We start from the raw sequence: 5254 nt of genomic DNA on the forward strand, positions 1-5254 counted from the left end.
CCAAAGCTGAAAGCCCTAAGCTCAAAAAATAAATTTTATTTTGCTTACTAACTTACCATATTTGGAATGATGTCTTTATAGATGTAAGCATCGCGCCTCTACTTGAAAGAGCTTTATTAGCGATTCATCGAAGCTAAGAAATCATCATTATTTCGTGTATTTTTCATTTGTTGTAATAAGAAATCCATAGCTTCTACAGAGTTCATATCACTCATGTGCTTACGCAAGATCCAAACACGTTGTAGCGTTTCTTTATCCATGAGTAAGTCTTCGCGACGAGTACCTGAAGCTGGAACATCGATAGCAGGGAACATACGACGGTTAGAAAGTTTACGGTCGAGTTGTAATTCCATGTTACCAGTACCTTTAAATTCCTCGAAAATTACCTCATCCATTTTGGAACCAGTATCGATGAGAGCCGTGGCAATAATAGTTAAAGACCCTCCGTTTTCGACGTTACGAGCAGCCCCAAAGAAGCGTTTTGGTTTGTGCAGAGCATTGGCATCGACACCACCTGATAAAATTTTACCTGATGATGGAACGACCGTATTATACGCACGAGCCAAACGAGTAATAGAGTCAAGAAGAATGACTACATCATGACCACACTCCACCATACGTTTAGCTTTCTCAAGAACGATGCTGGCTACCTTTACGTGGCGTTCAGCTTGTTCGTCGAAGGTCGATGAAATCACCTCAGCACGCACACTACGTTGCATATCTGTAACCTCTTCTGGACGTTCGTCGATGAGTAAGATTAATAAGTAAACCTCAGGGTGATTTTTGGCAATAGCGTTGGCAATTTCCTTCAACAAGACTGTTTTACCTGTTTTAGGTTGTGCTACAATCATACCACGCTGACCTTTACCGATTGGCGCAAACAAATCAAGAATACGAGTAGAGTACTGGTCGTGTCTTGACGAAAGATTAAGTTTTTCGTCAGGAAACAACGGCGTTAAGTATTCGAAAGGAATACGATCACGGATTTCTTCCGTTGTTTTACCATTTACTGATTCCACTCTTAGGAGGGCAAAATATTTTTCACCTTCTTTGGGAGGTCGAATCGCACCTCTTACGGTATCCCCTGTTTTTAGTCCAAAAAGCTTAATTTGAGAAGGCGACACATAAATATCATCTGGCGATGCCAGATAGTTATAGTCGGCCGATCTCAAGAAACCATATCCTCCATCTTGCATAATTTCGAGTACACCTTCGTTTTCGATGATGCCATCAAATTCGCGAATAGCTTGATTATAGATAGGTTTACGAACGGTTGCCGCATTGTTTGAGGCATTGTTCGGCTTGTTACCTTCTGGGCGAATATCGGCAGGAGGCTCTTGTTTGAAACCTAATTCGAAGTCTTCGCCACCAGTAGTGATAAATGAAGTATCAATGGCTGCGAATTCGTCTTCAACATCCTCTGGCAAGTCAATAACAATTGGGTCTTCATCAAAATCAAAGATAATATCTTCGACCGCTGGATTTTTAGCCTTAGGCTCTCTAGCGGTTTTTGTTTTGACGGTATTTTCTTTTAAAGCAGGTTCCGATTTAACAACTGGTTCTGCTTTGGCAACTGTACTGATCTCTGCTACAGGGGGTTCAACTTTCTGAATGCGTTGTCTTTTTGGGCGTGGGCTGTCTGAAGCAGGAGCTGTATCTTTCCTCACTTTTCTCTCTGGTTTTTGTTCATTTTCCATAGCATCGCTAATTACAGGATTTGATAACGGGGTGTCACCTTTTGCCTGCTGGTCAAGTATTTTATAGATGAGTTCTTTTTTTGGTAGGTCAAATGTATTGTTGATATTTAATTTTTGAGCAAGTTCACGAAGCTCCGATACGAGCTTAAACTCTAATTCTTCAATAGTATACATACGAGTAAAAAATAAGGCTGACAGTAAATCAAAAGAGCCTTACAGGAAAATGGTGGTTAAGTCGTCTTTACAGTCGTACAACAAGATGATAAATGTTACAATTAAAACTGGAAATCTGGTACGAGGTGGAAGATAATTGTTAAGCAATTATTAGTAAGGAGCTTAACTGAAGAATATCACTGAACAGTTATTCGTGATGCAATGATAATACCAATCTTTTAATTTGTCAAGGAGTTTGATTTTTTTTTTAAGTCTATTCCTTATTAAAGAGGTTTTGACCTCATAATTGTTTTTCGGATTTTATGACTAAACCCAACAAATAGAGGTGATTTGTGAAGTTTAGACTTGGTTTCTAGGCTATAAATTATAAACCTTATGCAAATGGGTTAGAAAATTTAAGATGAAACACGTTTAGTCCTTTAGTTTACGGCTTTCAGCTAGGGGGGGCGACAAAAGTATTTCCCTGTTTATAAAAAAACATTTTAAAATTATTTATCTATTGCCTCAAGCCGTAGGCAAAAACCTATCTGTTGTTTAAAAAACAATTTAACACTTTTTGCCTACTTACTGAGTAAGTAAGACTATTTAATAACCAAATAGTTTAATGATTTGTTTGAAAAACATCTGTTAAGTTAGTGTGCAAAATAAAATTTAATTTTTGTGCCTAAGGCATTCAGGTATCAGCTTTCGGCGGTGGGCTATGGGAAAAATGCATGTCTGTGGTCGTTAAAAACATTTTAACACTCTTTGCATTGTACCTAAAAAAACTTAAATCTAACTATGTAGGTAAAAGGAAAGATTAAATTAATAGTATATCTGAGTTGAAATTTGAATATACCCTTTTGATTATGAATATCTTCAAAAAACCAATATACTGTTAACTAATAACGTTTTCCTACTTACGATTACTTAAGTTTGATTAAAGAATGGGGGCGTTTGTATTGTTCAGGAACAAGGGTTTACGTGTTTACAAATACGTTATGATAAAATCATAGAATCGACTTTATCAAATGCTTGAAGCCATATCTTTAAGCTTTAACACAATTCAATTTTATTTCTCGAAAGTTTTACTTTGCCTATTTTTTCCAATTGTTTCAATAAACGCGACACAACCTCTCTGGAAGTTGCTAGTTCACCTGCCAAAATTTCATGCGTAATGTTTATAACAGAACTTTTACTTTGCTTACTTTTTCTTTGTAGTAAATTGAGTAAACGTTCATCTAATTTGTGAAATGCTATTTCATCGATAGCATTGAGCAAATCTTCAAAACGACGCTGGTAAGTTAAGAATACAAATTGTTTCCAAGTACTGTATTTGCACATCCATTCTTCTACCTTTTCGACTGGTATTGTAATGAGCTTTGTTTTTTCTTCTGTAACGGCTAATATCTCGCTTTGTTTGCGATCAAGACAGCAAGTTAGGGACATGGCGCATGAGTCCATTCCACCAAGATAATACAATAAAGCCTCGCGTCCTTCTTCGTCAGGTCGGAGAATTTTGATAGAACCACTCAATACGATAGGTACAGTTCGAATATATCCTCCTGGTCGCATTAGAACGTGTCCTTCTTCTAGTTCCATATAGTTGCCTATATGCTCTAATTCATCGAGTAGCCCTTTTTCAAATATGCCTACAAATTTTTCTTTTACAAAAGATAAATTCATGTTAAGTGAGTCTATTTAAAGTAGTCGTGCAAAATTTGATTTAACTTGAGTGCACTAGGCTGTGCTTGCCTAATGCCTTAAAGCACTCAACTGAAACCTAATTCTAGCTATACTTGAGTTTGAAATAATAGTTGGCAAGATACAACAATATATTAATATATGATTTTTTATTAATATACTTAAACAAGGTTTTAGTATAAAACAAGCCGAAAAAGCATCTCTTCAGACTAACTTCTTCGGCTTAAAAATAATGGGTTAGGTATTGACTTTTAGTGCTGAGTTGTGAATTGGTAGTGTTTGAAATCCTTTGTACAGTCCTAGTTATGAGTTTAAGTTTTTGATTATCAGTGATTTTTTATTTCCACTTCTTATGCTTTTCCTGTCAAGATTCTATTCCAGTATAACCAAGGCAAAACATATTTTTTGAGCAACCACATCGTCCAGCGTGGTTTGGCTTGGTCAAATGGGAAGGTCATTTTGGGAGTATTACTATAATCAAACTCTGCAAGCATGAGTTTGCCATACTGCGTCGGGATTGGGCATGCGCTGTAACCCGTATATTCGGCTGTTGGAGTTTGTTGTGCCAATACTTTCAAGACATTTTCGACAACCACAGGAGCTTGTTTACGAATGGCTGCACCCGTTTTGCTACAAGGGGCATTCGTACAGTCACCAAGGGCAAATACGTTCGAATAACGACTATGTTGCATGGTGTTTTTATTGATTTCGACATAGCCTAAAGCATTGTTGGCATCGGCTAAGGGACTTTTTTTAATAAAATCAGGAGCACTTTGTGGAGGTACTGTATGACACATATCAAAGTTCATACTCTTTTGTACAATTTCTCCTGCTGCATTCTTTTGTTCGTACAAAATAGTTTTGCTTTTTCCATCGATGGCTACCGTATTGGCACCAAAATGCGTATGAATATGATTTTGCGCTACCACTTTTTCCAAGGTTTCAGCATATTCTTTTACGCCAAAGATGACACCCGCCCCCGATATATAATGCACTTCGCATTGGTCGAGAATGCCTTTTTTTCGCCAATAATCGCAAGCTAAATACATGATTTTGTGAGGTGCCCCGCCACATTTGATGGCAGTGCTTGGGTTTGTAAAAATAGCAATACCTCCTTTAAAATTTTTGATAAGTTCCCATGTGTAAGGCGCAATATCAAAGGAGTAATTACTGGATACTTCGTTTTTGCCTAAGGTATCTGATAAACCTTTGATTTTGTACCAGTCAATCTGAATACCCGGTGCTACAACCAAAATCTTGTATGTGTATTTGGCGCCACTTTTACAGGTTACTTGATTCTGCTCTGGCTCAAAGGTGGCTACAGCATCTTTAATCCATGTACTTCCTGCTGGAATATAATCTTTCTCGTTCTTTTCAGTGTCGGCAATATCAAACTCGCCAGCACCTACCAAGGTCCAAGCTGGTTGATAATAATGTTTGTCTGATGGCTCAACGATACCAATAGATAATCCCGATTTATTATGTAACAATTGTGCCGCAACAGATAACCCTGCGTTGCCGCCACCGACTATAAGAACTTCGAATTGATTGTTCATGGCTCAGAATTTGGTTTTTTCTGCAAATTCTATAAATAATCTAAGAGGTTCTGTGATATTTGTTACATTAGAAGAATATTAAGTAATCGTGCAAAATTAGATTTGATTTATGTGTTTTAGGGAACAGGCAACAGGCACAAGGCA

The 5254-nt window shown here is 37.3% G+C and carries 3 protein-coding genes; all 3 read right to left on the bottom strand.

Annotated elements, in window-relative coordinates; genetic code table 11:
• Nucleotides 1-116 precede the first annotated feature (116 nt).
• Nucleotides 117-1871, bottom strand: a complete 1755-nt coding sequence (gene rho, locus ACOVQ4_RS11420; protein ID WP_421820769.1) for a transcription termination factor Rho — start codon at nucleotides 1869-1871, stop codon at nucleotides 117-119.
• A 1035-nt stretch (nucleotides 1872-2906) separates the two neighbouring features.
• Complete coding sequence (locus tag ACOVQ4_RS11425) at nucleotides 2907-3536, bottom strand: Crp/Fnr family transcriptional regulator (protein WP_421820770.1); 630 nt, start codon at nucleotides 3534-3536, stop codon at nucleotides 2907-2909.
• 368 nt (nucleotides 3537-3904) lie between these two features.
• Nucleotides 3905-5110, bottom strand: coding sequence for an FAD/NAD(P)-binding oxidoreductase (locus tag ACOVQ4_RS11430; protein WP_421820771.1), 1206 nt, complete (start codon nucleotides 5108-5110; stop codon nucleotides 3905-3907).
• Nucleotides 5111-5254 lie beyond the last annotated feature (144 nt).

It is taken from the genome of Flectobacillus sp. (genome assembly GCF_049240685.1).
Lineage (GTDB): Bacteria > Bacteroidota > Bacteroidia > Cytophagales > Spirosomataceae > Flectobacillus.